This is a genomic window from Paracoccus panacisoli, assembly GCF_042435015.1.
In the GTDB taxonomy this organism is placed as follows: domain Bacteria; phylum Pseudomonadota; class Alphaproteobacteria; order Rhodobacterales; family Rhodobacteraceae; genus Paracoccus; species Paracoccus panacisoli.
This window is the reverse complement of sequence record NZ_JBHMQU010000007.1, coordinates 1-25730: the sequence shown is the minus strand read 5'-3', so window position 1 is coordinate 25730 and position 25730 is coordinate 1. Positions and strand designations below refer to the sequence as shown.

Below are 25730 nucleotides of genomic sequence, written 5' to 3'. Positions count from 1 at the left end.
GGCCTTCAGAACTGGAGGGTGACGGTGGCGGGATCGCCGCGACCGAGGCGGTTCGAGAGCTGGTAGATGCGGATTGCCAGTGTCTGACCGGGGCCGAGCAGCGCACCCCAGTCGGCGGTCTGCTGGGTGGCTGTGTAGAGGACGGAGGTCGTAGTGCTGGTCAGCGTGCGCTTGACGACAGCCCCGTCGAGGATCTGGACGTCGTAGCTTTCCAGGTCTTCGGCCAGCGGCACCTCGACCTGTTCCCAGGCATCGGCCACCAGCGCGCGGGATCGCCGGGTCCAGCGGATCGTCAAATCGCCCGGGCTGCGCGCTGTGCGCCACGGCTGCTCGACATGAACCGGGGCGAAGGGCACGAGACCGCGACCGGCTGGCGTGAAGGCCAGCGCGGTGTAGCTTGCGTCACTGACGGATCGCGCCGCAGGGCCGATGCGCCAGTTCCACGGCAGACCAAGATCGGCTTCGGCGATGGGCAGTGAGGCCAAGGCAGAGTCCAGCACCACCACCCGCGCGCCGGCCAGGGTAGGATTGCCCATCGCGGCTTCGGTGCCGCGCTGGCCCCGCAAAAGGCGGGTCAGGCGATAGCGGCTGGGGGCGATCAGTTCGGCGGCACCCGCCTGCACGATTTCCCATATGCCCGGCGCGGTTTCCACTGCCAACGCATTGGCGCCGCCGAACAGCGTCAGATCGGAGACGCTTTCCAGCGTGCCGGAGGCGAGATCGACGACCAGCGCATTGCCGAGATCGAAGCGCGAGGTCGGGCCCGGGTAGAAGTCCAACACCAGCGTGCCAATCCGGGCGCGACTGCCAAAGGTGGTCAGCAAGGCGAAGCCATCGTTCGAGGGGCTGCGGAACACGGCAATCTCGCCCGGCCAGGGAACGGAGTGGGCGGCGACCATCGGTCGGTGCGCAGGCTGGTCCTCGGACAGTTGCGGCAGATCGAGAAGAACCACATCCGGCGCACCGAAGACCACGGACCGGGTCAGCGTGGCCGGGCGCGGGTCGCCGGGTGGAAGGTCATAGGCGGCGCGATCCTGGCGGACGGCCTCGATGCCCCGCCCATCGGAATCGGCGATGGACACGAGCCGCATCTCGATCTCGCGGCCGTCATGCACCAGCCGGACCACGTCGGCCGGGTCCAGCTCCAGCCGGGAGGGCGGCAGGCGGAAGGTCGCACTCTCGCGGCCGATCCAGGCTTCCATCAGCGCACGGCGGCAGCGGCGTTCGGCCTCTTCGGGCGGGATCGCCATCGGGAAGGTCTCGGACGCGATGCGGGTCGTGTCGACGGTAATGCGACGGGCTTCGACAAGGGCCGCGTCGTAGTCCTCATCGGCGCGGGCGACCTGCCACTTCAGGGCTTGCGGCAGTTCGGTTTCCTGCGCGCGGACCAGTTCCAGCGCCTCGCCCTCGCGCGATGCCACGAGGTCGTCATGGGCCATGGTCAGAACGGACGCCTGCCCCCGCATGACGAAGCGGATCATGCCCTCGGTCTCGATGACGTCGAAGCCGAAATGCCGGGCAAGCGTGCTGATCGAGGACCGCGGGGCTTCCAGCGCGGTGACGGCATAGCCCTCGACCGCCCCCCAGAGACCGGAGATGTCGATCAGGGCTTCGGGCATCCCGGCGCGCAGGCAGAGGTGCCGAACCAGAGCCGCCAGTGACACTGCCCCCAGCCGCCCGGTCAGCCAGTGGCCCAACCGCCAGTTCGGGCCATCGGTCCAGACATCGGTCAGTTCGGGGAAGAAGGGATAGGGCCGCGCGTCCCAAGTCCAGGCCGCGCATTCCGGCGCATGCACCATGCGGCCGCCATAGATGGTTGAGATCGGGTTGTTGGCGGGGTCGCCCCAGTGCAGGTAGCTCGCCTCCAGATAGGCCCGCTGGATCGCGTCGTCCCGCCACCCGCGCGAGAAATACGGCGTGAAGCTTTCCGAGGATTTCGGGTCGAAGAAGACGTTGGGCTGATTGGTGCCCCGGTCGATAGCCGGGCAGCCCAGTTCGGTGAAGCGGATGGGCTTCGATTGCGGGATCCATGCAGTGGATGCACCGCTCTCCACCCCGCCCGGCCGGTTGTAATGCGGGTTCGTCCACCAGGCGCGGATATCCTTGGGGCGAAAGACCCACGGCTTGCCCACCGCGCCATCCGTGATGGCCGTGCGGATCTGCGCGGAGCGGTCGGCGGCGCTGGCATAGAACCAGTCGAACCCTTCACCGCCCGCGATGTTCGCCTGCAAATAGGCGCGGTCGTAAATCGCAGGCCAGCCTTCGAGCGCATCTGCATGATCGAAGCCATCCCGCCAGTCCGACAAGGGCAGGTAGTTGTCGATGCCGACGAAGTCGATGTTCGTATCCGACCAGAGCGGATCGAGGTGGTAATAGACATCGCCGCTGCCGTCTTGCGGATGATGGCCGAAGTATTCCGACCAGTCGGCGGCATAGCCGATCTTCGTGCCCGCGCCGAGAATGGTCCTCACGTCGGCAGAAAGGGTCTTGAAGGCGGTCACGGCGGGATAGGTGCTGGTGCTGGACCGGATGGTGGTCAGGCCGGGCATCTCCGTGCCGATCAGGAAGGCATCGACCCCGCCCGCAGCCGCGCAGAGGTGCGCGTAATGCAGCACCATGCGGCGCAGACCCCAGTCGGAAGGCGATCCGGTGAAGCTGATGCTCTCGCCCGACACGCTGAAATTGCCCGCCGTCGCCGCCCCGAAGAGCGCAGACACTTGCGTTGCGGCCGTGCCGCTCTTGTCCGCCGATCCAACAAATCCAGCAGCCGGGGAACAGGTGATCCGCCCCCGCCACGTGAACGCAGGCTGGCCGGGCGTTGCGGCATTGGCGCTGTAGGGGTTCGGCAGGGTGTTGCCGGGCGGGACATCCATCAGCAGGAAGGGATAGAAGGTGACGCGCAGCCCGCGCGCCTTCATCTCCTGGATCGCCTGCACCACCGCGAAATCCGCAGGCGTGCCGCCATAGACCGGCCGATCCTCGGCGTCGCGGCTGACCAGATGAGCATTGGCGCGGCTGACGCCATTCACGACCCATTGCGAGGGCGTGGTCGTCTTGGTGTCGACCTCCACGCCCGGGCGCACCTTGCAGTTTCCGGCCCGCAGATCATCACCGAACCACGCCACGACGAGGCTGACGCTCTCGACCGCCGGGGCCATGGCCTGCAGCCGGTCCAGCGCCACAACGATGTCCGGTTGATCCGGCAGCGCGTTCAGATTCTCCGCGACCGTGGCACCACCACTGCCCTTGCGGATTGCATCGGTGGAATAGGTGAACTCGCCCGAGGCCGGGATCAGGGTCACGGCGCGGGTCAGTCCTTCGGCGGTGTCGGGGTCGGCCAGCGGGCGGAAGACCTCGAAGCTGAGTTGCGGCAGGCGGTTGCCGAAGGTAGCCAGCGCCAGATCCTCGAACACGACGTAAGCCGTGCCGCGATAGGCAGGCGTGTTGGCGGCCCCCATCTTGGCGGCGATGAAAGGATCGGCCGTCTGCGCCTCGCTACCGGGATACCAGCGCCAGGTCACGCCGGTCATATCCATTGCCTTGCCATCGGCCCAGACGCGGCCGATGCCGGTGATCGGGCCTTCGCACAGCGCCACGGCGAAGCTGGCATAATAGAGGTATTCGGTGGTCTTGACCTTGCCGCCGCCGCCACCCTTGCCGCCGCCTTGGGTGGTGGTCTTCGTCTCCTCGCGGAAATCGGTGGCCCAGATGATGTTGCCGCCGATCCGCATCCGGCCGTAAAGGCGCGGGATCACCGCACCCTCGGTGGCCGAGGTGATGCGCAGCGTATCAAGCCGCGCACCTTCGATCCGCTGGGCCGGGGCCAGCGAGGACACGATCCAGCTGTCGACCACGGAACCCACGGTCGAGCCGATGAAGCCTCCGATGGCCGCACCGGAAAAGCCGAGGATCGCGCCGCCAAACGCCCCGCCGATGGCAGTGCCGACAGCGCCGAGGACGAGCGTGGCCATGGAGAACTCTCAGCGTTGGGGAAAGAGGAAGGCGAAGGCGATGCGACGTCGCCATGTGGGCGTGAGCGGTTCCTCGATTACGCCGAGCCGCTCGTAGGCATGGAGGAAGGTGTCTGGACCGGTCAGGATCCCGACATGCTTGGCAATGGCGCGGGGCATCATGCGGAACAGGATCAACGCGCTAGGCGGGGCATCTGCGGGTGTGGTTTCCGGCATCATGCGACGCGCGCCATCGGCCAGCACTTCGCGCGGGCCGCTTTCGCCCCAGTCCCGGCTGTAGGGCGGGATCGGGAAAGGTTCGGGCCCCACAGCTTCGCGCCAGACGCCGCGCGCCAGACCGAGGCAGTCGCAGCCGACGCCCTTCAGGCTGGCCTGATCGTGGTAAGGCGTGCCCAGCCAGGACCGTGCGACGGTGATGACCCTATCGGGACCAGCCGCTGTCACAGCACCGCTCCCTCGTGGCCGCCATCGGTGGTGGCATAGCGCAGGACAGCATCCTGACCGGGGATGTTGGGAAAGCCCCGGAAGTTGGCGACATTGGCGAACTTCGTGCCGCAGGTCGGGATGCGTTTGTCGCACCCGGCGTGGATAATGAACGTGTCGGTCCCGGCGATGGCGCGCACCGGGGCTTCCAGCAGCGTCAGCACGGCGACGCCGTCGACGAGGTCGTGCGACAATACCTCGGCCCGTCGCCCGGCGTTCGCCCCGCTGGTCCAGTCGAGAGTGCCGAAGGTGAACCAGCCGGACGTGAAACCGCCAAGCCCCGAGGCGGTAAAGGCGCGGTCGCGCAGCAGGTCGATGATCGCGCCGGTGCCCTTGAACGCAGGGGCCTCGAGATTGACTCCGCAGCGCGTGTCGCCAAGGGCGGCATCGCACGTCGCCTGAAACGTTCGCCCGACCGTTTGCCCAAGCACGTGGGCAAGGCTGCGCACCTCGGCCACGAAGGCCAGCCGTCCCCGCCGGATCTGACCGATGGCCCCGCGGCGCATCAGCAGGCGCTGGGAGGTCGCGGCCCAGTTCACCCGCCAGACCTCGACAGCCGCATTGTCCCAGCGTCCGTCGAGAATGTCGGTCTCGGTGATCCGGTCGGAAGACAGCACACCTTGGGCATCCTGCGCATCGACGGAAAGGTCGGATCCCGACCGCACCTCCGAGGCCGCAAAGCCGCTCTCCGGCTCGAAATCGGTGCCGTCGAACGTCAGGGTTCGGTCGTGATCGGTGAAGCCAAGCGTCACCCCATCGGCCCGCAGGATCCGCCAGCACCAGGCCAGCGTCGTCGTGCCCTCGTCGAGATGGGCCTGAAGTGCGGGCGGGAGAGCCTTCACTTTCGCCCCCAGCCGCGCCACAGGGCGACCGAGGCCAGCGCCGAGGAAACCACGCCCCCGGCTGTGCCGGTCAGGGCGTAGAGATTGAACGGACGCAGATCGAAGCTGCCGGTTACGAGATCGAAATCCGCCAGCCCGGCCATGGCCAGCCCGGAGGCAGCAAGACAGGCCAGATAGACCAGCCCACGTGCGAGGTTCCAGTTCATGATGTTGCCTTTCCTGCGAGAAATTCCATCAGCCGGTACCACCACGACGGGGCGGCAGGCGGTTGGGTCGGTACCGGCAGCGGCACGGGCTGGCTCGCCAGGCGCAGCAACGCCAGCGCTTCCGTCTCGGTCATTCGCCGGATCGGTCGCGAGAAATTCACCCGGCCAGTGTGATCCACCCCCCAGACCGGGATGGTGCCGGTCGGATAGCGGTCATCGCGGAACAGATCGCGCTCGGCTTCTCGGCGCGACCGGATCGCGGCGGGTCGAAGCCAACCCATGAAACCCTGCGCGGCGGCGGCGCGGTTGCCCGTGTTCAGATGGCGGGTCAGCGATGCCTTGGCGATGCCGCCGGTGTTGTAGTGGAAACTGACCAGCGCATCGAACTCGTGCGGTTCCAGCGGCACTTTTACCGCGCGCAGCACTTCCGCCTCGTAGGCCACGATGTCGCTGCGGAAGAGCCGGAACGCCTCGCGGATCCCGGCATCGAGATCGACGGGCATGCCGCGCGGCATCCCAGCCGGATCGGGCGGCCCTGCCGAGGCAGTGTGGCCGATGCCGAAGGTCCAGACGTTTTTGACATCAAGATAGGGTCCGGGCACGAGTCCTTCGTGCCGGACGAGGGCCAGCAGGCCCCGGTCTGTCATGTGCATGGGATCACCCAAAGATGGAAGAAAGGATCAGGATCAGCGCGGCGACCAGAAGGCCGATACGAAGGCGGTGACTGAATGTCTGTGCCGGGTCGGCTGCGTCGCAGCGAATGGCGCGCGCAAGGCGGAGAAGCTCATGCATCAGGGTTGCCCCCTTTGCCGCTGCGCAGGCGGGCGAGGACGACCTCGATGAAGGCGGGGCCGAAGACGCCGACCAGATAGGCGGCGGAGCCCGCCGCACCCCCGGCCGGGATCGCCTGCGATGGTAGGCTTAGCCAGGCGGTGATGACCGCCATGGACAGGCTGCCCATCCCGGCCGCGATCAGACCGCCGAGCAGGATGTGGCGCAGGGCATCGCGCAGCCGCATCCGCGTGGAAAGGGCGTTGGTCGCCCCGCCAAGCGCGCCCCAGGCGGCGAGGATGACGGCGGTGGAGGTTGCCAGATCGCGCAGCACAGCGGCGACAAAGCCGGTTTCTTCGTTCATCGCCGGATCTCCAAGAGCGGGATGGATGTGATCGACCCCAGCCGCTCGAGGTCGAGGGTGACGTCGAGCATGTCGGTGTCGAAGCGGACGGGGACGTCGAATTCGAAGCCCGCCGTGATTGCCACGCCCGCGCCTGGGGCGGTGGTGAAAGTCGCGCTGCCGGTGGTGGTGTTGACGCTCCAGCCGGTCATCTGCTCGACCCCGTTCAGGGCGATGCGGACAGTGCCGGCCACCGGCTTGGCGATGGCGCGGGTCCAGCTTTGCGCGCCGGAGGTGTAGCTTTTCAGCAGGGCGAAGGTGGTGACCGCGCCATTGCCGGTGCCGATGGGCTGGTCGGTCGGGGCCACCGCCTGCGACGGCAGGCAGGATTTGTAATCGGCCCAGTCCTTGTAACGAAAGCCGTGCAGGCGACCGTTGCGCGCCTCGAAGAAGGCCACGACCGCCGCCAGATCGTCGGCGCGGCGGATGCCATAGGCGACATCATAGCGGCGGCGCGAATTGGCCCAGGTGGCGTTGCGCTCCTCGTCACCCGAAGCCAGTTCCACCACTTGCGTGCGCCGTTCCGGCCCCCCGCGCGCCCCGCGGCTGATGTTGTCGGGGAACCTGACTTCGTGAAACGCCATCACATGCCCCTCCGACCCAGCGACACGGCGCGGGCGATGTCGCTCGCCACCTGCGTTCGGGATTGCCGGAAGCTTTCGGCGTCACGCGCCATGATTGTGACGTTGACGGAGGGCGCGCTGGACTGGCCTTGGCCGTAACCGGCTGCTTCACGGCGGGAAAGCACACGCTCGCCGCGTTGCAGGATCGCCGGAACCTCGTCGGGCTTGATCCCGGCCCAGCCGCCCGCATGCATGCGCGGCGCATTGGCAAAAGCCAGTGCCGGAACCATGCGGCCCGGGCCCGGCGAGCCGACCATGCCACCAGCATGCAGGATATTGGCGAATATCCCGCCCGCACCGCCAAGCGCGCCTGACAGCGCGTTGGCGATCGGCCCGAGGATGAAAGTCCGCGCCGCCAGTTTGGCGAGATCGGCGATCATGGAGGTGACCAGATCGCGGAAGTCGAGCTTGCCGGTCTTGACGAACTCCCCCACGGCATTCTCGGCCGAGGTGAAAGCCCCGACCAGCGCCTGGCCGATATCACCGCCGATGTTGCGCGCCTTGGTGGCGTAGTCGGCGAGTGCTGCAGTCACCGCGCCCCAGCCGGTTGCGGCCTGGTCGGCCCCTGCGGCTGCTTCAGCTCCGGCATCTCGCGCGGCTGTGCCCGCACTTCCGGCAGCATCTGCAGTGTCGCCCAGTTCGGTGTTCAGGGCGTCCGCCGAACTGGCGGCATCTGCCAACGCCGTTTCGGCATCCGATCCGGTGCCGGTCACCGCGTCGCGCAGCGCTTGCCAACTGGCCAGCGGACGCCCGGCGGCATCGGCCAGCATTCCCGCTGCCTCGCGATAGCCATCGGCCCGGCCACGCGCATCGTCTGCCATCGCGCCCAGTCCGAGATCGGGTGGTTCGATGTAGGTCCGAGACAACGCGGCTGAAAAGGCATCTGCTGCGGCTGCCCCGGCGGCGGTTGCGGCACCCTCGAACGGGTTGCCGATCCGCGCCAGTTCCACGGGGTCAAGCGTGCCGATCCGCACCCCACCTTCGCCCACTGCCCAATCTGGCAGCAGCGCCAGCGCGGCGTTCAGCCCGTTGATGAAATTGTTGATGCGCGTGACGACGCCATTCAGCATCGCCTCGACCCCGGAAATCAGACCGTTCGCCGCCTGGAAGGCAAAGTCGCCGATGGCGCCGGGCAGACTGCCCCAGATTGCCACCGCCGCATCATAGGCCCCTTGGAAGATCGCCGCCGTCCGGTCGCCGAAACTGACCACACCCGCGATGGTGCCTTCAAGCGCCGACAGCCCGGCCGCTTTCAGACCCTCCCAGCCCGCAGCCATGTTGGCAAAGGCTGCATCGAGCGACAGGCCGATGCGTGACCAGACTTCCTTGGCGAGATCACCAAGGAGTCGGAAAGCCTCGCCCACGCCGCCAACCCGGGAAACAAGCTGCGAGAACTGATAGACCAATTCCCCCGCGCCGACGATCAAGGCACCAATCCCGGTCCGGATCAGCGCCCCGCGCAGGAAGACCAGCGCCGTGGCAAGGCCACGCACCGACAGGGCGGCAACGGCCAGCCCGGCCACCCAGCGGCCCGCCATGAAGGAGGCGAAGCTTGCGGCATAGGTGGCAAGCCGTGCGAGGTTGTTGAAGACGGCAGTGATTGCGCCGCCGATGGGCCCGGTGCCGCGCGCCATATCGGCAAGAGCGTTCGCCACGGTTTCCAGCGCTGGGGCGACGGCGGCGGTCAGGCGGTTGGTGAGGCCAAGCCAGATCAGGCTCAGCTTGGCGATGGCGTCGCCGGTGCGTTCGATCTGGGCCGCGTCGGCCGCACTCACCGCCACCCCGAAGTCCTGCACGTCCTGCGCCGCTTCACGCAAGGTGGCGGCGTCGATGCGCAGAAATGCCAGTGCAGCCCGGTCGCCGAACAAGTCCGAAGCCACGGCAGCGCGTTCTGCTTCCGGAACGAACTGGTTCAGTGCCTCCTGAATGGCGACGATGCGCTGGTCGAGCGGCAAGGCCTGTAGTTCGGCGGCTGTCAGGTTCAGCCGCTGCAAAGCCCCAACGGCCGAACCCGATCCGGCTGCCGCTTCGGAAAGCCGCGTGGTCAGCTTCTTGGTGGCCTGTTCGATCTCGCCCATCGAGACACCGGCCAGTTCCCCAGCCCATGTCAGCACTTGCAGGCTTTCCACAGTGGTGCGGAGCGAGGCGGCCATGTCCGCCTGCGCGCCGATGACGTCGAGCCCCGAGCGGACCATCGCCACACCGGCGGCGGCTGCAGCGGCCGTCACCGCCGCCAGGGCAATTCCGGCCTTGCGGGCAAAGCTGCCGAGGCGAGCATTGGCGAGTTCCATCTCGGAGGACAGTCGGCCAAACCCGCGCGTGCCCGCCTCACCGATGCCTTCCAACTCGGCGCGGACCTGACGGCCGCCTTCGGCGACCAGTCGGACACTGACCCTCTTCTCAGCCATGTCCCTCTCCGATCTGTTCGTTCAGTTTGCGCACCATCACCGCCTCGATCTCGGGCAGCAGTTCGGCGGCGATAAGGGCGTCGATCCCGAGGGCATGGGCCATTGCCAGCGCCGCGCCCATGTCCCAGCCGAGCACTGCGCCGGGGATCACGCGCAGCTGCCCACCAAGGCGGCCGACCAGATCCCAGACCTGCCAGCCATCTTCCGTCTTTGGCCGGTTCAATCTTGCGGGGCAGTCGGGGCACGGGCCCGCGCAGGCGGCGCAATACCGGTCGCCCCCGCCGAAGGACCACTCGGCGAGGGCGCGGAGCCGTTTTTTTCCGCGTCCAGGATCAGGCCCTTGGCGACGTATTGGGTCTGGAAGGCTTCGAAGACCGGCCAGATTTCCAGAAGGGCATCGATGCCTTCGGGCGAAACCGGGACAGCATCACCCGCGTCATCGCCAACGCCCTCCCAATCCAGTACCGCGCGGCGGGCCACGGCCTTGGCCATAGCGAGTGCCAGTTCTTCTTGCGTGGCGGTGTCCGGCAGGGCTTCGATGGCAGGGTCGGCGCGGGCCGAGACCATCAAGGCGGTGGTCAACGGTGCGACATGCAAGCGAAGGCCGGGTGCGAGGGTCAGCCAAGTAGGGGCTGCTGTCAGGTTCAGTCTGATCATGATCAATAGCTCACAACAGTGTTGACGAGGACGGCGGTGCACATGCGGGCGGGGCTGACCGCCTTGGCGGCCTGCCAGTCGAAGGTGGCCTGGATGCCCTGAGGGCCCGGGATCTCGATCCGGGGGCGCGGCAGATAGACGGCATGCGCGGTGAAGGTGAAGCTGGCGTTTGCGCCAAGGCTCCAGGCAAAGACCAACTCGCAAGGCGTGCCGTCGATGGCCTGCGTGATCAGCGTGCTGTCGGCGAAACGGACCTCCACCCGGCCAGTCAGCGCAGCCATGCCGGGGTCTGCCCCTTCGATCCGGCCGTCCGAGCGGATGGTCTCGATCCGGTCCAGCCCGTTGGAATAGGTCACCTCGGCCGAGATGACGTTGCCGAGCGGTGAGCCGTTGCGCGTGATCGCGCCGTTGAAACGGCCGAACCGCTGCAGGGCCAGCGCGGTCGGCGTACCGGCCGCCGTGGTGACTGCAACGCTTTCGCCCTGCGCCACCAGCCGCGCCGTGGCGGTCAGCAGGCCGGAGCGTGCCATCTGCCACGACAGCTGATCGCAGACGCAGCCAGTGTACATCGCATAGCGCGGCACCTCGGGCATCGCCGTCTCTATGGCCATGCTCGGCAGCGTCCAGTTGCCCGACTGGAAGGTGTGGGTCTTGGGCGTAGTGCCGGATGTGACAGGCGCGCCGAACGCCGCCTTCAGCCACAGCCCAAGGTTCTCGACGTCGATCGGCACGACGACATCGCCGTCGGCGGTGACCGCGTCCTTGATCGGGGCCAGCGGGTCGCGTCCCTGGCCCAGCAGTTCCGAGGCGATCAGCGGCTGCTCGGAGCCGAGCGTGGTGCTTGCAAACGGCACAGTGCGATAGCCCGTGGCGGGCGCGGTGCCATAGACGGATTCGAACGCAAGCGCCATCTGCGCCCGCGCCCCATGGGCTCGTGCCATCGTGTTCTCCTATCGTGAGTGGGGTTAGGCCAGCGGGTCGGCCGTGGAATAGTGCAGGATGACGGGGATGACCGCTGCCTTCAGGCCTGCGGCACCCTCGACCGGCAGATCGACCGGGCGCGGCGCTTCCGCCTCGACCCAATCGCAGAGGCCGCCAAGTGTGCGGTCGGCAGCAATCGCCGCACCGATGCTGGCGCACAGCGTGTCGAAGGTGGCGTCACGGGCAGCACCCTGCACGACCACCTCGATCTCTGCCCGGTGCTGGTAATGGTAGCGCAGCGGCGAGAGCGTCACCTCGGGCTCCCCCGGTTCGCCGTCGCGCAGGATCAGGAGGCCAGCAGCGGGCACGCGTTCGGGCAGCACGTCACCGCGCAGGGCGGTGGCGGGCAACGCCGAAAGCCGCGCGTGCAGCGCGGCGAGGATGGTTTCACGGGGGGTGGGCATGGTGGAACCTGGCTAATGATAACAGGCGTATTGAGTTTCACATCGGTACCGCCACAGGTTTCCCTAGGAATACATAAGGAACCAAGTCAAAGGCTTTCCGTAGTTCCTTTGCGTCGAAAATTTGAACGACAGGTTCATCTGACAGCGCTCGCGTCACCATCGCGAGGCGCCATTCGGGATCGTTTTTATAGCCGGCATCATGTTCGTTGCGCGTCAGGAAGAAGCCAGCGGAATCACCAGATGTGCCTTTGACCTCCACGTGGACGGAGCCCGATCCCTTAGTAAAAAGAAAGTCGTAGCCACATTTGATTTTGGTCATGTTCTTGCACGCGTAGCCCTTCCGTTTGTAGAGGGCGATAACCGCATTTTCAGCTGCTTTCTCAACTTTCTTCCTGTGTTCGGGAGTCCCGAATCCTTTCAACGGATCGGCAGGGTCGAGTTCCGGATCTGGCGCGAGTTCCTCAGTAGGATTTCGCACAGCCACTTTTCTAAGTTTCGCCAGTCGACCTTCGAGAATGGAAAGAACCCGTTTCTTTCTGTCATTTACTTGGACATCTGGACCAGCAAGAAACGAGAACTTTCCTTGCCGCACCGACGAGTCCGAAAAAGGCTCCGTTCGATTTTCAGGAAGAACCAAGAACGCGGAATCACTCACGATGCAGTAAGACCAATCATAGGCTGAGCTGGCGTCCTGTTTCTCCGCACCCTCCAAAACTGACGGTGACTTCCGCCACTCTCCCAAAAGCGTCGCGTTGTCGTACCAACCTACTATGTGAATGCCAGTATGCTTTGGGTTTTTTGCGAGGCAAACAACGGTCCAACCGGTATTATCCTCGTTCCAAGGCGCGTATTCTTTTGTTTGAGGCGGGACATAGCAGTGGTACTTTGCATCGATAGGCATGAAATTGAACGCTTCATGCCCCTTTCCCTCGTTGCTGCTGCCCTTTGCCGTCTTCAGCCAGCCAAAGTTTCCGTCGACTGGTCCTCCTCTATAGAATTCAGACCAGCCGAATTTGACCCAAAGCAACTTTTTCAATAGCTATCCCCATCTGCAGGCACGGGTCCAATATGCACACAAGCGATGAAGTTGAAAAGTTTTCGCTTTAGCGTCAGCTAAGGCGGCCGGCACTCGTGCGCCAGTATGTCGTCGAACTGGAGCGTCTAGCCCGTTAACGCAGTTGCCCCTCCACCCAGTTCGCCACGATCAACCCCGGCACACCGTCCACTGCCCGTTCGGCATCCCGCGCCAAATCCAGCCGCTTCTGTAGCTTGACCTGCGGCACCAGCAGGAAGATTGGAGCGGTGACGACGCCCCGTCCAGTTTTCGACTTTGACGCCACGGCGCGACCCTTGGTGTTCAGCCGCCCCTCCGCCACCAGCAAGCTCGGGCCACGGCGGCGGTAGATGAACCGCAGGCGCAGACCGGTGCGGCGTTCCCATTCGCCGGGGGTGATCCGGCCGCCGCGCGTGGACTTGCCTGCCGCTGGCGTGGGGATCGCCAGCCAGAACCCATTCTTCGAGCGGATCAACGGACCGGTGTCATGCGCGCCGATGATCACCGGAGCATTCGACCAGACCAGCGCCGCCGCGTTCAGGCTTTCGCCGGACTTCGGGAAACTGGCGGAGCGGATCGAGTTGGCGAGGCGCGTGCCCAGCCCCGCGCCGGTGATCTGGGTGCGCCAAGCGGATTTCAGTCCGGTGCCAGCCTCACGCATAGCGGCGGTGACAGCGCGTTCGCCAGCTGCCACCTCGGCCGCCATCAGGGCGACGATGTCGGGATCGATGGCAAGTTTCAGTTTCATGCTGGGCGCAGATCGACAGTCCAGACCAGCCGCTCGCGATCACGGACGGGCTCGCCCTGAATGAGGAATGCCTCGGCGTCGATCTCAATCCGATCACCGGGGCGAGGGTTTGGCACCTCGGCCACGCGCAGGTCGACGCGCGTGGTTTCGGACCAGAGCCGGGCATCGACGAAGTCGGTAACGGCATCGGCAAGCCGCGCGACGACGCGCACCAATACCGGCGCGCCGCCATCGGCGATGTAGACCGCGTCCCGCCCCATATTCGGATCGGCGAAAAGCGCGCCGACGGCAGCGGCGAAGGCGGACATCAGAACGCGCCGTTCAGCCGCACCCGGCCGATCAGGTCGGTGGCCCCGCCTGCCACAGCCTCGGTCGCCACGCCGATCAGCGTGTTTGAGGTCAGGGTCTTGGTCGTGTTCTTCGCCGTGTTGTCCCAGTAGATCTTGTCGCCAGCGGCCCATGCCTGCGAGGCGACCTTCTTCAGATCGTAGACGCCCTCGACCGCGGTCTCGACCGCTTCGCCAAGGGCGGCGGTGCCAGAAGCGACGCCGAAGATGGCACCGACGAGGAGGCCATCGCCTGATGCTACGGCGTAGGGCGCGGTCAGGGTGATAGTATTGCCGGGCTGGACGTAGTTTTTCATGGTGGGGATCCTTGTGGAAAGACGATGGGCGGCCCGTCAGGACCGCCCGCGTGCCAGGGTTCAGGATAGGGGCGTTACGCGCCCGGGTTCTTGTAGAGACCGCGCCAGTCGATGGCCTTGGCGCCGAAGTCGAGGCGGCACTTGATCTCGACCCCGTCGACGTCGAAGCCGTTGCGGGTCTCGATGTAAGCACCCTGCTGACCCTCCAGATAGGCATACTCGATGGTGTCGATCTGGTTGGGGCTGGCCGCGAGATACCAGGCGGTGGGGCTCGCGGCATCGAGGCGGGGTTCGCTGATGGGCGAGAGCGTCCGGATCGACTGCGGCACCACCTTGGTGCTGTCGGCAGGCACGAGGTTCTGCGCCACCAACTGCTCGGCCTTCAGTTCAAGCGCGGCTGGCACGATCAGGAAAGCCGGGCGGATATTCAGCACGGTCTTCTTGTCAAAGCCGGTCTGGAGCGCCATCGCCGCCCGCGCCGCGCCCACCGCATCGACCGCCAGCGCCGTGCCGGTTCCGGCCAGGTTCTTGTGCGTGGTGTGAAACAGCGCGTTGCCATCGGCCATCGCCGGGTTGGCGGTGATGATGCCCCAGACGACATCGCTTTCCAGCTGCGCGATGGAGTTGCCATACATCGCCGGGATGCGGGTGAAGGCATCCAGATCGTCGTTGATCAGGGTCTGGCGGGTGATCGCCACCACCCGGCCATAGGTCTTGACCTTGTAGCTTTCCTTGCTCTCGCCGAGCGTGCCGCGCTTGAACTCGCCACTTTCGCCGACCTCCAGCAGCTGCGGGGCCTCGCCCAGTTGCACCCGGTTCATCGCCTTGAAGTCGGTGGCGAGAACCTGGCGGCAGAACAGCATGAAGGTCCGGGGATAGGTCTCGTAGGCCTGGCGCAGCGTCTTGTTGGTGACAGCGGACAGGATTTCGGGGAAGTCGGAGGTCGAATGCAGCGAACGCGTCGCCACCTCGTCGCGCGACAGGCCGCGCGTGTTGACCCCGGCATTGGTCAGGCTTTCGCGAGCCAGTTCCAGCAGCGACATGCCGCGGTACTGGCGGGCAGAGTCGTCCAGCTGGAACAGCGTCGGGCTGTAGCGGTGCAGAAGCGCATTGGCCACGGCGTCGCGGCGGGTCACACGTTCATCCCGACCGCCGAGCGGGATCGAGACATGCGGGAAGGTGCGGGTCTCATCCGACCTGGCGGCAACCTGGTCGAGGATCAGGCGGCGGGATTCATCTACGGTGACACCGCGCTTGACCAGATCCTCCGCAAAGCCGCGCTCGAGGTTCAGGCGACCCGCCAGATCGTAGATGGTGGAGACGCGGTCGCGCTCACCCTCGCGCGCCCGGGTGGCGATGGCTTCTGTGTCGGGCGGAGGCGTCGGGGCGGGCTGCGGCAGCGCGCGCGTCTCGACGGCGCGGGCCTGCGGTTCGGCCGCAGGATTGGTGGGTGTGGTCATCTGGGTCTCCTCGGTCGCATTGGGTTCGGCGGCCGCTGCGGCCGGGGTCTGTGTCGGATCGGTCATCGGGGATGCTCCTTGTCGGGTGTTGGAAGCGTCCCGGCGATGAAGGACGCAGTCGTGAAGTGATTGCTGGGCGCGGAAACCGGCGGCGGGGTCGGCCCCGACCGGCACGGCGGAGACCTCGAAGGGCGTCCAGTCGACCGCGCGCCACAACTCGCGGCCGCCATCGGACTTGGAGACCTCGAAACGGTGGACTTGGTAGCCAATGGAGACCGCCCGGATGTGCCCGGCCTGAATATCGCGCCAGATCGGTTCGACATCGTCGCGTTCGCTGATCCGAACCAGCGCAATGCCCCTGCCGTTTTCAAGGCGGGCAGAGCCGGGCACGACCGAGCCGATGACGGCGTCTAGAGCCCCCAACTCGTGCACCTTCAGGAACGGCGCGCCCGCGTTCAGCCGGTCCAGCCGCACATGGGCGGGGTCGAGGCTGAGTTCCTCGTCATATGGCTCGCCGAAGAAGCTGGCGCGGCGGACGCGGGCCCCGGCCGACCAGACCACCTCGACGGTGCGGGCCTGCGCATCGGCCGTGTTCGGCGCAAGCTCCGCCGTCCGGCGCATGGCCGGCAGTTCGATCATCGTGTCCATGGGGTCAGTCCTGTTGGGCGGCGTTGGGTTGCGCTGGGTCGTCTTCTGGGTCAGCGGCTGGATCGCTGGCGGGGTCACTGGTTTGCGCGCTGCCGGTTTTCGTGACGCGGCGCGGATCGCTGTCGAGGACGAGGCCGAGGGCATCCAGCTTGGCGTTGGTCGCGGCGATCTCGGCCAGCACAGCGTCGGGGTTGCGGCCCTGTCGGGCGATGACTTCGGCCAGCGTCATGGTGCCGGACCGGATCGACAGCAGGTTGGCCATCGCGTCCTTCTGCGGATCGACCGCTTCGAACTTCGGCGGCGACCATTCGACCGGCACATCCGGTGTCGGGATCTGCCCCGCAGCCCATGCCGCTTCGGTGAACCAGCGCCAGACTGGAGCGCAGAACATCGGGATGAACAGCTGCCATTGCACAGCGTCGATCTGGCGGCGGAATTCGACGAGCCCCGCTCGGATCGAGGAATAGTTGACCTGACTGAGATCGCCGGTCAGCAGTTCGTAGGGCACCCGGAACCCGGCCGAGATCGTGTGCAGGCTGGCCCGTTTGTATTCGCCGTAGCCACCGGTGGCGGACGGCTGGTTGAAACGGATGTCCTTGCCACCGCGCGCATAGGCGATCAGCCCCGGTTCGAACTGCTCCACCCGGTTGCCGTCGGCATCGACCACGGTCGGTGCTATGCCCTGCTGGGATTCATCGTCGCCGAAGACGATGGCGGTGACGCAGGCCTCGGTCTTCTTGCGGACAAGTTCGGCCACTTCGTAATCGTCGAGGTCGCGCAAGGACCGGATCACCGGTGCGCCCCAAGGAACGCCGCGCGCCTGCGTGCGCTGCTTTTCATAGACATGCGCGATCTCGGTCGCAGGAACCGGGCGGCTGTCGAACCCGCCGCGCAAGGCACCATGCGCGTCGCCGGGGTGTTCGGGATGCAGCCAATAGGCGCGACGTTTGCCGACCGGATCGAACTCGATGCCCTGCACGATGCGGCCCGCACCGATGTTATTGGACTTGGTGGCGTCGAGGAAGTCGGCCTCGAGTACCTGCAGCTGCAGCGGCACCGGCAGGCCATCCGACGACCGGCGCAACCTGCGACGCACCAACACCTCGCCCGCCTCAACCATTTCGCGGCAGATCAGCGTTTGCAGCCCGTAGAAATCGAGCTGGCCGTCGGCGTCGCAATCCGCCGTCCAGCGTTCGAACAGGGCGTCCACCTTGCGGTCCAGCTTGTCATCGCCGCTGGCGGCACGGGGCATGATGCCCGAACCGACGATGTTGTTCACCAGCACAGCCACCGCCTTGGCCGCGTGCGGGTTGTTGCGCACCAGATCGCGCATCCGGTCGCGCAAGAGCGCCCCGGCGACGCTGATCTCGGTGTCGGCCGAAGATCCCGGCGCGCGCCAGCCGTCGGTGCGCCGCCCCTTGGACGCGCCATCATAGCCGCGCGTCAGGGTCTCGAAGGCCTGCCGTGCCAGCACGCGCCGGGCCGCCATGCGCGGGGCGACCGATGCAATGGCATGGTCCATCCAGTTCGCGGGCATCAGCGATCCCCACGGCTGAAGCCCGCCAACCCGGCAATCGGCAGGGGCCGTGCGGTCCCAGCGATGGCGCGTTCGATGGTCCGGATGCGGCTCAGCAGATCCTCGGCCGAGCCATAGTCGACGGATTTCCCATCATAGCTGACCCGGGTCGTGCCGCTGGCATAGGCCCTACGCAGGGCTGCGAGTTCGGTTTCCGTCCAGTCTGCCATGTCAGAACCATCCTCCGCGTCGGCCAAGCCAATCCGACTGGCGTTTTCTCTGGGGTGCGGCCTGCGGCCGGTTGACCCGCCCTGCGCCATCGATTTCCGTTGGCGCCGCCCCGAGCTGATCCTCGAGGTCGCGCCATTTTTCGTCGGTCCAGCGATCCGCGCCCGCGATCCAGGCGGCGGCGCGGGCATAGACCCGGCAATCCAGCGCCTCGTTGCGTTCGCGCAGCTTCTGCCATTCCAGCCGGGCGAAGCCGCGCTTGGTGCGAACCGTCACCAGCTGCTCCGCCACGAACTGTTTCAGCCATTCGTTCTCGACCCAATGCGGCAGGTGCACCGAGCCGGGCGGAAACGCCGCCCCTTCGGCCATGTCCTCCTCGGTCGGACGTTCCAGCCGCAGGAAACGATAGGTCTCGGCCTTGAAGGTAGACACCGCAACCGTCCAGAGCCGCGCGCCGCGCCGCAAGCGTTTGCCACCCTCGGTCGCATCGACAAACGTCGGCCCCGACACCGGGCTCGAACGGTTGAACCCCTCGACGCCTTTCACCGGCGACACATGCCCAAACCCCTGCGCCCGCGACCACGAATAAACCGCCGGGGCCTCGTAGCCCGTGTCGATGGCCAGCCGCGCGATGCGCAAATGCGCGCCGCGTTCATGCGGCCACGACCGATCCAGCAGCGCCGTCAGCTCTGACCACGCGTCGTGCCGGTCGGGCCCGCCCTCGATCACGACGTGATCGACGAGCCAGCTTTCGAGGCCGCGACCCCAGGCCCAGACATCGACCTCGATCCGGTCCTTCTGCACGTCGGCCCCGGCGGTCAGGAACAACCCGCCCACTGGTACGGTGCCCGGCTTCCACGCCTCGCGCCGGTCGTAGAGCCGCTGCCAGTCCGGCGCTTCGCCTGTCTCGACCCAGGTTTCGCCAAGGATGGTGTTGCGAAACGCCTTGATCGCCTCGTCTGACCCTTGGGCCGCTTCCCATGATCGCACGATCCGCTCCCAACTCAGCCAGCCGATCGGCGAGTAGAGCGCCGACAGGTGATACCCGACCGTGGTCGGATCGGCGGCGGTCGCGGTTGCCCGCCATTCCCCGGCCTCCAGCATCGCTGTCTTATTGTGTTCACCGATGGGCGCATCACACCCCTCGCAGTGATATTCCGCCGTTTCCGGCCGACCCTTCTGCCACCGCAGCCGGTCGAACTTCAGCCATTGGTCATGGCCGCAATGCGGGCACGGCACGAAGAAGCGCCGCTGGTCGCTGGCCTCATACTCCCGTTCGATCCGGCTCAGCCCCCGGATGGTGGGCGTCGAAACCAGAAATACCTTGCGCCGGTGGGCAAATGTCAGCGACCGCGCCTCGGCCAGCGTCACCGGATCGCCTTCCTCGTCGGCCGAGGCCGGATAGGCATCGACCTCGTCGAGGAAGATGTAGCGCGCCGGGGTCGAGCGCAGCCCGACCGCCGAATTCGCCCCGGTCATGATCAGGATGCCGCCCGCGAATTCCTTGGACAGCATCGTGTTGCCCGCGTCACGGGATCGCGCCGGTTTGACCCGTTCCCGCAGGTCGGGGCTCTCGTCGATCAGCGGGTCGATCCGCTGGCGCGAGTTTCGCTTCGCCAGTTCCACCGTCGGCTGGACCGCCAGCATCGGGCCCGGCGCCTGGTGGATGGCAAAGCCGATCCAGTTGTTGCCTGCCTCTGTCGCGCCGACCTGTGCCGCTTTCATGAACACGATGCGTTGCATCACATCGCCGGGCGACAGCCGGTCCATGATTTCGCGCATGTAGGGCGTGCGCGCCGTGCGATAGCGCCCCGGTTCCGCCGAGGCCCGGCCCGACAGCATCCGATGCCGGTCCGCCCACTGCGAGACGGTCAGGTCCGGATCTGGCGTCAGCCCCGCGCCCCAGGTACGCAGGATTTCCGCCGCGCCGTCGAAATCCGTCAGGCCCTCATCATCACCGGAAATCAGGCCGGACCTCGGCAAGTTCGTCGAGGTGGGCGCGTACATGTTTTTCCAAGGCCTTCTGCATCGCGGCAGGTTCCACGCCCAGTTCCGCCGCCATCAGTGCCGATGACCGCGCGGGCCAGTTCACCCATGCGTCCCGCACCTCCCGCGCAAGTCGGAACACCAGCGACAGCGCGCGTGCCCGCTCGATCAACTCCCCCTTCAGCTTTTGCAGCCGGATGCGCCGCTCCTGCGCTTTCAGCACCTCGTTGGCTGTCTTCGCCTGGAGGTAGGTCGTGCCCCCGCCAACGGCTGGCACCGCCAGACCCTGTTCGCGCAGGGTCTCGCCCACAGCAGCAACGGCCGCCTCGGGCACCGGCTTCAGCTTGGGCTCGGGCGGCTTTCGGGTCTTCGACGGGTCGGTGGTTTCCGCCCGGCGCACATCACTGGCCCTAGCATCAATGCTGCCATCGGTGAACAGCACCAGCCGTTCGGCCGTCTTTGCCTTCTGGATCGCGCCCCGCGACAGGCCGACATGCGCGGCGTACTGGCGCTCGCTCATGCCCTGCATTGACGGCTCCAATTATCATTCAATATCATGCGCTTATCTCGTTGATAAGCATCGCGGACAGAGCGAACGTCCTTTCAGAAGGACGATGCAACTCACTTGGGAGCCACCGAAATGACCCGCCGCGCACAAGACAACACGAAAGCCCTCGACGCCTTCATCGGCAAGAAGGCCGAGATCGACGCGATGCTCGCCCGGCTTCAGGCGCTCAGCGACGACCATTTCAACTTCGATTCGGAAGCGGTCAATTGGGGCAGCGTCGGCTCGATCAGCAGCGTCGCCAGCGACCTCCAGAAGATCACCGATTTCCTTTTCGGCGAGGGCGAACACGCCGAGTAACCAATCCAGCCATCGCGCCAGCCCCGCCCTGCGGGGCTCGGCCCCGTAGAAGGGCCCGCATCCCGCGCGTCCCGATACGGAGACGACGATGACCCAACTTTCCGACTCCCAAGCCCTGATCCTGAGCGTCGCCGCCCAGCGGCCCGAGCGCATCGCCCTGCCGCTGCCCGAAAGCCTGCGCGGCGGTGCCGCCGCCAAGGTGGTCGGCGCGATGATCGCCAAGGGCCTCCTGCAGGAGGTCGACGCCGACCTGCGCAAGGGCGAACCCATGTGGCGCGAAACCGGCGACGGCCACGGCACCACGCTAGTTGCCACCGACGCAGGCCTTGCCGCCATCGGCATCGAGCCTGAGGATGCAAACACCGCGCTCGTGGGCGCGACAGATGCGCCGACCGAAGAGCCCGCGCCCGACACCCCCAGCGAACCAGACGCCGCGCCCAAGGCGCGCACGCCGCGTGAGGGCACCAAGCAGGCCAAGCTGATCGCCATGCTCCGCGCGCCGGAAGGCGCGACCATCGAGGAGATCATGGTCGCCCTCGACTGGGCGGCTCACACGATCAGGGGCGCGATGGCCGGAGCGCTGAAGAAGAAGCTCGGGCTCGAGGTGACCTCGGAGAAGGTCGAGGGGCGCGGACGGGTCTATCGGCTTCCCGCCGCCTGACCCAAAGCCGGAAACGCTACGCCGCCGCCCCGACCGGGCGGCGGCCTTTCTCTACGATAGCCTCGTCAGTGTCGCTGTAAGGCCGACCCTTGACACCTGCGCCAGCAGCCACTTTCCGGCTGCCATGCGCTTCTGGACATACACGCGATGCTCTTCGGGCGAGGGCGGGCACTTCCGCTTATGGCGCTGGCTATTGCAGTACCAGCAGGCTGCAACGATGTTCTCATCCGTGTCGCGACCACCGTCGGAGCGGGCGTTTAGATGCTCGGCGGTGCAGCGTAGCGCCTTTGGGGTCCGCCTCGTTTGGTTGTTTCGTTGAGAAGATGCGGCTTCCGCAGCATCGTCCCACATCGGCAGGCCGCAATAGTAGCAGCGGCCCCCTTGGGCCATCATCTTCCTCTGACGGATACGTTTAACAGATCCCATGACACGGGTCCTTTCATTCGACTTCGTGAGAAGCGAATGCGCGACGCCCGTAACGGACGCTCCCCGGCTGGAAGCTCCTGCTCGCGCGAGGCCCGGTGATCCGTGGCTCCGCATGCCGGACCGCGAAACCTGCAGGACAAGACCTCAGGTCAGAGTAGCCGCTGGCTTACTCAAATCGGCCGAAGCCGAATTCGCGGCAGCATTAGGATAGATGATCGTCCCGCATCGCGTCAACGGAACCTTTCGAACAGCCGCCGCAGGACGTAGGACCGCGCGATGCTGACTACGGTGAACACCGCGCCCATCTTCAGGTTCTGCGTCAGCGTCGTGTGCAGCCCGAAGATCGGGAAGATCAGGATCTGGGTGACGACGGCAACGCCGTAACCGACGATCACGTTGATGACGGCCTCGACCAGCGACATGAGGCGGGACTGCTTCACGTCGCTGCCTCACCCATCGGCCAGCAGTTCAGCTGCCAGAGTTCGCAGCGCATGCGCCGCAACCAAGGGGACCACGCCGTTGCCACAGAGGCGAAGCCGGTCCACCCGGTGGGCCAGCCCATCAGCGCCTCGACGAACAGCGGGTTCAAGGTCCGGCGCACATCGCAGGTATTGCTCCCAGCCATCGGCGTCGCCAGGACCTGGCGGCCAAGCAGACCGTTCACCGGCGTGTTCGCCAATGTGGTCGCCCCATCCTTGTGGTCCCGCGCTGTCGGCGTCATCCACATTCCGGCCGCATGAGTCAGGTCCGCAGTCCGCCGGTTGCCCGCGCTCGGCTTGCACCCGTCGTTTGCCATCGGCGTCGGCCAGTCGCGCGCCATTCGGTCCAGACCCTTCTCGTCCTTCCGTTCGCCACCCCGGCTGCGGAAACTGTCGGTCTGCGGCGTCGGCCATAAGGCTGCCGTCGTCGCGAGGTTCATCCCATGCTGCCCCGCCGCCTGCGATGGCGTCGGCTTCGTCTGCCGGTTCTCGTTGGCGCTGGCCCGGGGCGTCGGCCAGAGCCGCAGCAGCTCCGTCCGGTTCCCGCCACTCGACCGGGTCCCAGAGCAGGCGCGCGGGGTCGGCCAACTCGTCCCCTTCGCGGATGGCGAGGATGAATAGCCGCTCGCGCTTGTGGGGGGCGCCGACTTCCGCCGCCGTGAAGAGGCCTGCCGCAAGGCGGTAGCCCATGCCGACCAGTCCGCTGGCGACTTCGGGGAAGCCGAGGCGGAGATGATGGGCGACATTCTCGAGGAAGACGAAGGGCGGCCGGACCTCGTCGATGATGCGGGCGACATGGGGCCAGAGGTGGCGCGGGTCGTCGGCACCCCGGCGCTTGCCCGCGACGGAGAACGGCTGGCACGGATAGCCCGCAGTGACGATGTCCAGCGCGCCGCGCCAAGGGCGGCCGTCGAAGGTGGCAACATCGTCCCAGACAACAGCCTGATCCACGGACGCGTCTTCCATCCGCGCCACGAGAGTGGCTGCGGCGTAGGTTTCCCGTTCGACATGGCCCACAGCACGATATCCGGGGATGGCGATGGTGAGCCCGAGATCGAGCCCGCCTGCGCCGGAACAGAGGGAGAGGCCAAAGAGGCATGCGTATCCGGCTCCGGAAGTGTCTCCGGAGGAAGGTAGAGCCAGGTCATGCATGTCACGCGGCGGTCTTGCGCTTTCGCGCGGGTTCGGGAGCTGCGTCCGTGTCCGGCGCGTCGGCCGGGGGTTCGGCGTCGTTGCCCAGTCGCTCGGTTCTCACCTGCGCAAAGGTCCGACCGTCGCCGTCGAGGATTGCGTCGCGGCCCGACTCGGCCTGCCAGCGCTCCACGGCGACATCGACATAGGCCGGGCTGATCTCCATCGCGAAGACGCGCCGGCCATTGGCTTCGCCCGCCATGATCTGCGAGCCGGAGCCAGAAAACGGCTCGTAGCAAAGCCCGCCCCGCGCAACGTGCTGCCGCATCGGGATCCCGAAGGCGTCCAGCGGTTTCGGCGTCGGGTGGTCGGGTCGCTCATCCTTGGCAAAGCTCGGCAGCGCCCATGTCGAGGGCAGGGTTTCTTCTGCCACCTTCGGCGGGCGGTTCGGGCGGCGCCAGCCCATGAAGCAGGGTTCGTGCTTCCACAGATAATGCGACCGGGTCAGGACACCGCGGTCCTTCACCCAGATGATCTGCTGATGCACGAAGGCCCCGGCCTTTTCCCAGCACGCTTCCAACATCGCCTGGCGGCGGGACGCGTGCCAGCAATACCACGCGGCATTCTCGGCGATAGCTTCCGCCACAGCCGCTGCGATGAAACCGTCGTAGAGCTCGGCCCCCTGCGAACTGTCATCCCACGTCGTGCCGTAGGAGGCCGACCAATCCTTGTTGCGCGTCGGATGGTTCGAGCCGTCATAGTCAACGAGATACGGCGGGTCGGTCGCGAACAGGATTGCCCGCTCGCCGTTCATCAGGCGGCGTACATCGGCCGCGCTGGTGCTGTCACCGCACAGCAGCCGGTGGTCGCCAAGGATCCAGAGATCGCCAGTCCGCGATGCCGGGTTGCGCGGCGGTTCGGGGATGGTAACCGGCGGCACGGAGCCTCCGGCGCCACCCTCTTCACCGTCACCCTCCGGCACGAAGGCCAAAATCTTGTCCAATTCGCCATCGGAAAAACCGACATGCGAAATGTCGTAATCATCCGCGAGCAGGTCCTGCAGTTCAGCCGAAAGCCGCGCGTCGTCCCACTCGGCCCAGTTGGCGGACTGGTTGGCAAGTAACCGGAACGCCCGGATCTGGTTTTCCGACAACTCGTCAGCCAGGACCACCGGCACAGTTGCAAGGCCCAGCAGCCGTGCTGCCTTGAGCCGGAGATGCCCATCGACAACCAGCCCGTCGCTGCGCGCGACAATCGGAATCCGGAAGCCGAACTCCACGATGGCCTGCGCCATGCGGTCGACCACGTCATCGTTCTTGCGCGGGTTGCGGTCGTATTCGATCAGCCGGCCGATGGGCCAGTCTTCAAGCTGCAGCGCGGTGTTGAGCATCTGATTTCAGGGCCTTGAGCTTGTGCAGGGTTACGGTCCGCATGGCGTGGATGCTGCAGAACAGGACCAGTTTGGTGACCGGGATCGGCGGTGCCGCCGCCTCGACGTCGTGAAAAACCACCTCGACCCGCTTGTGGCAGGCGCGGCAGAGCGGGATGAGGTTGGTCTGCGAATTGTCCCGCGTGAGGCGGAACGGAATGATGTGGTGCACCTGCAAGTGCCTTCGCCCGCCGCAGCAGGCGCAGAACGGTGTCAACCGCAGCGACTCACGTCGAACGGTGGTCCAGCATGATCCGCGGCCGCGAATGCGGGGCGTGCGGCAGAGGTGACGCTCGTAGCAGGGTCGCGAACAGAAGCGTCCGCTGGAATTGCACTTGCCCGACAGGAACGACCGCGCGATGCGAAACGCTGTGCCGCAAGTTGCGCAGGTCCGCTCAGTCGACTTCGCTGCAGCACGGCATGTCTGGCTGCAGAACTTCTGACGGTTGCTTGGCGGTGCCGCAAATTCGATCCGGCAATGTTGGCACGTTTCCCAATTTCGCCGCGCCGATTTCCGGTCTCGCCCCAGTTCCAGCGTCGAACGGGTCGCGCAGCGTTTGCATCTCGGCGAGGAGTTGTCGGCCCTGACCTCATCGACCTTGCCGCAATCCGGGCAACTGCGAAGGCGCGTCCCCCGGCTTCTCGGATAGTGTCCCACGCCGTGGTGTAGGAGCGCCGACCTTCGGAGAGGTCAGGGCCTGATCAGG

The 25730-nt window shown here is 66.4% G+C and carries 29 protein-coding genes; 2 read left to right on the top strand and 27 right to left on the bottom strand.

Features of this window, described 5'->3' with window-relative positions; translation table 11 throughout:
- Positions 1-5: 5 nt before the first annotated feature.
- From ACFHYO_RS01460 to ACFHYO_RS01355, 22 genes are all read right to left on the bottom strand, one after another.
- On the bottom strand, positions 6-3971 hold the full coding sequence (locus tag ACFHYO_RS01460; protein ID WP_394317837.1) for a baseplate multidomain protein megatron: 3966 nt from the start codon (positions 3969-3971) through the stop codon (positions 6-8).
- A 9-nt stretch (positions 3972-3980) separates the two neighbouring features.
- Positions 3981-4415 (bottom strand): C40 family peptidase, encoded by a 435-nt coding sequence (locus ACFHYO_RS01455; RefSeq protein ID WP_394317835.1) that lies wholly within the window; start codon positions 4413-4415, stop codon positions 3981-3983.
- On the bottom strand, positions 4412-5296 hold the full coding sequence (locus ACFHYO_RS01450; RefSeq protein WP_394317833.1) for a phage/gene transfer agent baseplate hub protein: 885 nt from the start codon (positions 5294-5296) through the stop codon (positions 4412-4414). The genes ACFHYO_RS01455 and ACFHYO_RS01450 overlap by 4 nt, the downstream gene beginning before the upstream one ends.
- Positions 5293-5502 (bottom strand): hypothetical protein, encoded by a 210-nt coding sequence (locus tag ACFHYO_RS01445; RefSeq protein WP_085377246.1) that lies wholly within the window; start codon positions 5500-5502, stop codon positions 5293-5295. Before ACFHYO_RS01445 ends, ACFHYO_RS01450 begins: the two co-directional genes overlap by 4 nt.
- Positions 5499-6155, bottom strand: coding sequence for a lysozyme (locus ACFHYO_RS01440; protein ID WP_394317831.1), 657 nt, complete (start codon positions 6153-6155; stop codon positions 5499-5501). Before ACFHYO_RS01440 ends, ACFHYO_RS01445 begins: the two co-directional genes overlap by 4 nt.
- A gap of 4 nt (positions 6156-6159) precedes the next feature.
- On the bottom strand, positions 6160-6294 hold the full coding sequence (locus ACFHYO_RS01435) for a hypothetical protein (protein WP_394317830.1): 135 nt from the start codon (positions 6292-6294) through the stop codon (positions 6160-6162).
- Positions 6287-6637 (bottom strand): hypothetical protein, encoded by a 351-nt coding sequence (locus tag ACFHYO_RS01430; RefSeq protein WP_394317828.1) that lies wholly within the window; start codon positions 6635-6637, stop codon positions 6287-6289. Before ACFHYO_RS01430 ends, ACFHYO_RS01435 begins: the two co-directional genes overlap by 8 nt.
- A complete protein-coding gene (locus tag ACFHYO_RS01425; protein ID WP_394317827.1) occupies positions 6634-7260 on the bottom strand; it encodes a phage distal tail protein, Rcc01695 family in 627 nt (208 codons plus the stop codon). Before ACFHYO_RS01425 ends, ACFHYO_RS01430 begins: the two co-directional genes overlap by 4 nt.
- On the bottom strand, positions 7260-9707 hold the full coding sequence (locus tag ACFHYO_RS01420; RefSeq protein ID WP_394317825.1) for a phage tail tape measure C-terminal domain-containing protein: 2448 nt from the start codon (positions 9705-9707) through the stop codon (positions 7260-7262). Before ACFHYO_RS01420 ends, ACFHYO_RS01425 begins: the two co-directional genes overlap by 1 nt.
- The gene (locus tag ACFHYO_RS01415) at positions 9700-9930 is read right to left on the bottom strand and encodes a DUF7697 family protein (protein ID WP_394317823.1); all 231 of its coding nucleotides are present in this window, start codon (positions 9928-9930) and stop codon (positions 9700-9702) included. Before ACFHYO_RS01415 ends, ACFHYO_RS01420 begins: the two co-directional genes overlap by 8 nt.
- The gene (locus ACFHYO_RS01410) at positions 9927-10364 is read right to left on the bottom strand and encodes a phage-derived protein YdaY family protein (RefSeq protein WP_394317821.1); all 438 of its coding nucleotides are present in this window, start codon (positions 10362-10364) and stop codon (positions 9927-9929) included. The genes ACFHYO_RS01415 and ACFHYO_RS01410 overlap by 4 nt, the downstream gene beginning before the upstream one ends.
- Positions 10365-10366: 2 nt before the next feature.
- The gene (locus tag ACFHYO_RS01405) at positions 10367-11305 is read right to left on the bottom strand and encodes a phage tail tube protein (RefSeq protein WP_394317819.1); all 939 of its coding nucleotides are present in this window, start codon (positions 11303-11305) and stop codon (positions 10367-10369) included.
- 24 nt (positions 11306-11329) lie between these two features.
- Entirely contained in the window at positions 11330-11749 is a 420-nt protein-coding gene (locus tag ACFHYO_RS01400) for an acyl-CoA transferase (protein WP_394317817.1), read from the bottom strand.
- Positions 11750-11786: 37 nt separating this feature from the next.
- The gene (locus tag ACFHYO_RS01395) at positions 11787-12785 is read right to left on the bottom strand and encodes a protein NO VEIN domain-containing protein (protein ID WP_097031875.1); all 999 of its coding nucleotides are present in this window, start codon (positions 12783-12785) and stop codon (positions 11787-11789) included.
- A 133-nt stretch (positions 12786-12918) separates the two neighbouring features.
- Positions 12919-13551, bottom strand: a complete 633-nt coding sequence (locus ACFHYO_RS01390; protein WP_394317815.1) for a DUF6441 family protein — start codon at positions 13549-13551, stop codon at positions 12919-12921.
- The gene (locus ACFHYO_RS01385; protein WP_394317813.1) at positions 13548-13859 is read right to left on the bottom strand and encodes a head-tail joining protein; all 312 of its coding nucleotides are present in this window, start codon (positions 13857-13859) and stop codon (positions 13548-13550) included. The genes ACFHYO_RS01390 and ACFHYO_RS01385 overlap by 4 nt, the downstream gene beginning before the upstream one ends.
- A complete protein-coding gene (locus ACFHYO_RS01380; RefSeq protein ID WP_394317811.1) occupies positions 13859-14194 on the bottom strand; it encodes a DUF2190 family protein in 336 nt (111 codons plus the stop codon). Before ACFHYO_RS01380 ends, ACFHYO_RS01385 begins: the two co-directional genes overlap by 1 nt.
- 74 nt (positions 14195-14268) lie before the next feature.
- Positions 14269-16302 carry a prohead protease/major capsid protein fusion protein gene (locus ACFHYO_RS01375; RefSeq protein ID WP_394317809.1) on the bottom strand — a complete coding sequence of 678 codons (2034 nt, stop codon included), beginning with the start codon at positions 16300-16302 and terminating at the stop codon, positions 14269-14271.
- 4 nt (positions 16303-16306) lie between these two features.
- Positions 16307-17839, bottom strand: a complete 1533-nt coding sequence (locus ACFHYO_RS01370) for a phage portal protein (protein WP_394317807.1) — start codon at positions 17837-17839, stop codon at positions 16307-16309.
- On the bottom strand, positions 17839-18048 hold the full coding sequence (locus tag ACFHYO_RS01365; RefSeq protein WP_394317805.1) for a phage head-tail joining protein: 210 nt from the start codon (positions 18046-18048) through the stop codon (positions 17839-17841). Before ACFHYO_RS01365 ends, ACFHYO_RS01370 begins: the two co-directional genes overlap by 1 nt.
- A gap of 1 nt (position 18049) precedes the next feature.
- The gene (locus tag ACFHYO_RS01360; protein WP_394317803.1) at positions 18050-20053 is read right to left on the bottom strand and encodes a phage terminase large subunit family protein; all 2004 of its coding nucleotides are present in this window, start codon (positions 20051-20053) and stop codon (positions 18050-18052) included.
- Entirely contained in the window at positions 20001-20561 is a 561-nt protein-coding gene (locus ACFHYO_RS01355) for a hypothetical protein (protein ID WP_394317801.1), read from the bottom strand. The genes ACFHYO_RS01360 and ACFHYO_RS01355 overlap by 53 nt, the downstream gene beginning before the upstream one ends.
- Positions 20562-20672: 111 nt before the next feature.
- On the opposite strand from ACFHYO_RS01355, the gene ACFHYO_RS01350 reads away from it, so the two are divergent.
- Together ACFHYO_RS01350 and ACFHYO_RS01345 are read left to right on the top strand one after the other, a co-directional pair.
- Positions 20673-20897: a hypothetical protein gene (locus tag ACFHYO_RS01350; RefSeq protein ID WP_394317799.1), complete on the top strand. Its 225-nt coding sequence runs from the start codon at positions 20673-20675 to the stop codon at positions 20895-20897.
- A gap of 88 nt (positions 20898-20985) precedes the next feature.
- Positions 20986-21558, top strand: a complete 573-nt coding sequence (locus ACFHYO_RS01345) for a DUF3489 domain-containing protein (RefSeq protein WP_394317797.1) — start codon at positions 20986-20988, stop codon at positions 21556-21558.
- Positions 21559-21609: 51 nt separating this feature from the next.
- Here ACFHYO_RS01345 and ACFHYO_RS01340 read toward each other — a convergent pair whose 3' ends face one another.
- The 5 genes from ACFHYO_RS01340 to ACFHYO_RS01320 all read right to left on the bottom strand — a co-directional run bounded on the left by ACFHYO_RS01340 (position 21610) and on the right by ACFHYO_RS01320 (position 25681).
- Entirely contained in the window at positions 21610-21909 is a 300-nt protein-coding gene (locus tag ACFHYO_RS01340) for an HNH endonuclease signature motif containing protein (RefSeq protein WP_394317885.1), read from the bottom strand.
- A gap of 305 nt (positions 21910-22214) precedes the next feature.
- Positions 22215-22424, bottom strand: a complete 210-nt coding sequence (locus tag ACFHYO_RS01335; RefSeq protein ID WP_394317795.1) for a DUF7220 family protein — start codon at positions 22422-22424, stop codon at positions 22215-22217.
- 9 nt (positions 22425-22433) lie between these two features.
- The gene (locus ACFHYO_RS01330) at positions 22434-23615 is read right to left on the bottom strand and encodes a DNA cytosine methyltransferase (RefSeq protein WP_394317793.1); all 1182 of its coding nucleotides are present in this window, start codon (positions 23613-23615) and stop codon (positions 22434-22436) included.
- A 1-nt stretch (position 23616) separates the two neighbouring features.
- On the bottom strand, positions 23617-24984 hold the full coding sequence (locus ACFHYO_RS01325; RefSeq protein ID WP_394317792.1) for a DNA modification methylase: 1368 nt from the start codon (positions 24982-24984) through the stop codon (positions 23617-23619).
- Positions 24959-25681: an HNH endonuclease signature motif containing protein gene (locus tag ACFHYO_RS01320; RefSeq protein WP_394317790.1), complete on the bottom strand. Its 723-nt coding sequence runs from the start codon at positions 25679-25681 to the stop codon at positions 24959-24961. Before ACFHYO_RS01320 ends, ACFHYO_RS01325 begins: the two co-directional genes overlap by 26 nt.
- Positions 25682-25730 lie beyond the last annotated feature (49 nt).

Coding starts and splice junctions, on each gene's coding strand:
- ACFHYO_RS01370 (WP_394317807.1), bottom strand. CDS start 17,839: ATGCCCGCGAACTGGATGGACCATGCCATTGCATCGGTCGCCCCGCGC.
- ACFHYO_RS01405 (WP_394317819.1), bottom strand. CDS start 11,305: ATGGCACGAGCCCATGGGGCGCGGGCGCAGATGGCGCTTGCGTTCGAA.
- ACFHYO_RS01360 (WP_394317803.1), bottom strand. CDS start 20,053: ATGTACGCGCCCACCTCGACGAACTTGCCGAGGTCCGGCCTGATTTCC.
- ACFHYO_RS01375 (WP_394317809.1), bottom strand. CDS start 16,302: ATGGACACGATGATCGAACTGCCGGCCATGCGCCGGACGGCGGAGCTT.
- ACFHYO_RS01390 (WP_394317815.1), bottom strand. CDS start 13,551: ATGAAACTGAAACTTGCCATCGATCCCGACATCGTCGCCCTGATGGCG.
- ACFHYO_RS01430 (WP_394317828.1), bottom strand. CDS start 6,637: ATGAACGAAGAAACCGGCTTTGTCGCCGCTGTGCTGCGCGATCTGGCA.
- ACFHYO_RS01380 (WP_394317811.1), bottom strand. CDS start 14,194: ATGAAAAACTACGTCCAGCCCGGCAATACTATCACCCTGACCGCGCCC.
- ACFHYO_RS01330 (WP_394317793.1), bottom strand. CDS start 23,615: ATGCATGACCTGGCTCTACCTTCCTCCGGAGACACTTCCGGAGCCGGA.
- ACFHYO_RS01460 (WP_394317837.1), bottom strand. CDS start 3,971: ATGGCCACGCTCGTCCTCGGCGCTGTCGGCACTGCCATCGGCGGGGCG.
- ACFHYO_RS01365 (WP_394317805.1), bottom strand. CDS start 18,048: ATGGCAGACTGGACGGAAACCGAACTCGCAGCCCTGCGTAGGGCCTAT.
- ACFHYO_RS01440 (WP_394317831.1), bottom strand. CDS start 6,155: ATGCACATGACAGACCGGGGCCTGCTGGCCCTCGTCCGGCACGAAGGA.
- ACFHYO_RS01350 (WP_394317799.1), top strand. CDS start 20,673: ATGACCCGCCGCGCACAAGACAACACGAAAGCCCTCGACGCCTTCATC.
- ACFHYO_RS01410 (WP_394317821.1), bottom strand. CDS start 10,364: ATGATCAGACTGAACCTGACAGCAGCCCCTACTTGGCTGACCCTCGCA.
- ACFHYO_RS01420 (WP_394317825.1), bottom strand. CDS start 9,707: ATGGCTGAGAAGAGGGTCAGTGTCCGACTGGTCGCCGAAGGCGGCCGT.
- ACFHYO_RS01445 (WP_085377246.1), bottom strand. CDS start 5,502: ATGAACTGGAACCTCGCACGTGGGCTGGTCTATCTGGCCTGTCTTGCT.
- ACFHYO_RS01385 (WP_394317813.1), bottom strand. CDS start 13,859: ATGTCCGCCTTCGCCGCTGCCGTCGGCGCGCTTTTCGCCGATCCGAAT.
- ACFHYO_RS01400 (WP_394317817.1), bottom strand. CDS start 11,749: ATGCCCACCCCCCGTGAAACCATCCTCGCCGCGCTGCACGCGCGGCTT.
- ACFHYO_RS01355 (WP_394317801.1), bottom strand. CDS start 20,561: ATGCAGGGCATGAGCGAGCGCCAGTACGCCGCGCATGTCGGCCTGTCG.
- ACFHYO_RS01425 (WP_394317827.1), bottom strand. CDS start 7,260: ATGGCGTTTCACGAAGTCAGGTTCCCCGACAACATCAGCCGCGGGGCG.
- ACFHYO_RS01340 (WP_394317885.1), bottom strand. CDS start 21,909: ATGTGGGACGATGCTGCGGAAGCCGCATCTTCTCAACGAAACAACCAA.
- ACFHYO_RS01435 (WP_394317830.1), bottom strand. CDS start 6,294: ATGCATGAGCTTCTCCGCCTTGCGCGCGCCATTCGCTGCGACGCAGCC.
- ACFHYO_RS01325 (WP_394317792.1), bottom strand. CDS start 24,984: ATGCTCAACACCGCGCTGCAGCTTGAAGACTGGCCCATCGGCCGGCTG.
- ACFHYO_RS01345 (WP_394317797.1), top strand. CDS start 20,986: ATGACCCAACTTTCCGACTCCCAAGCCCTGATCCTGAGCGTCGCCGCC.